The sequence below is a fragment of the Pseudoalteromonas sp. NZS127_1 genome (assembly GCF_015864295.1).
Lineage (GTDB): Bacteria > Pseudomonadota > Gammaproteobacteria > Enterobacterales > Alteromonadaceae > Pseudoalteromonas > Pseudoalteromonas arctica.
In genome coordinates, this window is the sequence record NZ_JADYXO010000059.1 from 1 (window position 1) to 1179 (window position 1179).

The 1179-nt window shown below is 35.3% G+C and carries 2 protein-coding genes; both read right to left on the reverse strand.

Annotated elements, in window-relative coordinates:
- Window positions 1–162: 162 nt before the first annotated feature.
- Window positions 163–543: a hypothetical protein gene (locus I6F50_RS20110; RefSeq protein WP_166421953.1), complete on the reverse strand. Its 381-nt coding sequence runs from the start codon at window positions 541–543 to the stop codon at window positions 163–165.
- Window positions 544–763: 220 nt separating this feature from the next.
- A complete protein-coding gene (locus I6F50_RS20115) occupies window positions 764–1048 on the reverse strand; it encodes a transposase (RefSeq protein WP_197177151.1) in 285 nt (94 codons plus the stop codon).
- Window positions 1049–1179: the final 131 nt, after the last annotated feature.

The window sequence follows — 1179 nt, forward strand, 5'->3', positions numbered from 1 at the left end:
GATTCAAGGTTAAAAAGCAACCAACCAAGAATAGTTGGATACGTTCCTAAAAAGAGTAATTCTACAGCCTCAACGCCTTGCTAAGAGGCAAAATATAGTTGGTTAAAATAAGCGAGGCACGAGCAAAAAACCAACTGTATTTTGTCCTGCTTGTGCAACTTGTTAGTTGCCTTTTGCGAATTGCCAAAAGTCTCTGTTAGCGTACAGAACCCAATTTAAACTTTTGGGGACCATATAGAAATCTAAAATTTCAGTAGAGCTTTGGAATTTATCAAATTTAGACCATTTTAAATTTAGCTGTTCGCATAACCTTTTAGTTAAACCTGAGTGTTTATATTTACGTTCAAAGGTCTCAAATACAAACACTGTTTCGCCATATTTAGATTCAGAAACACCTGAAAAAATGAGACTGAATTGATCTTCAGATAACCAATTATTCACTTCGGAATTAGAGTTTTTAATGATTTCCCAAGAATTAGAAGTAAGACTTAATTCTTGGGCATTTTCAGTATCGATAATCGATTTTAATTCATCAAAGTGCAACTGAAACTCCATAGGCAACTAACGAGCCTGTAGATTAACTCGTTTTTTTATTTATTTTTATTGATAAACAAACCATAGCTGAGTTCCTATTTTGGTTCAATCGATTACTGTATTTTATGCAGAATATAAAGTGGGAGTTTGGTGTTGTTTTAATTGGCGTTTTGGACGGGATTACGGGTACTTGAGTGGCTTTTATTTAGGGTAAAAGCGCTTACCCTTCTTAATGCATCGTGTTTTGCAGCTTTTCTATATTATGAACAAGACAATACAGTTGCCATTGCGCATTCACTTTCGTTTGACCCCGTAAGGTCAATTTATTCATGCCTTTATTCACTGTAATGTTCCCGAACACTGGCTCAATACACCCGAGTCGTTTGCTATATTGTCGTCGACCTATGGGGCTGTCTATTTTTACTTTCATTTTGTCTACATAGCTCAGCTTTTTGCGTGATTCATTATTTATAAACTGTACTTGTCGCCCCGTTTTAATGGGTGGCTTTCGCATGCATTGCTGCTGTAGCGGGCACGTTTTACAGTCTTTTAAATAACCAGATAAACTACAGATAAACTAGACAGCCACTTTAATTGAACAAACAAAATGTTGCCATTAAATTTAATTTGTAGGTTAATAATATA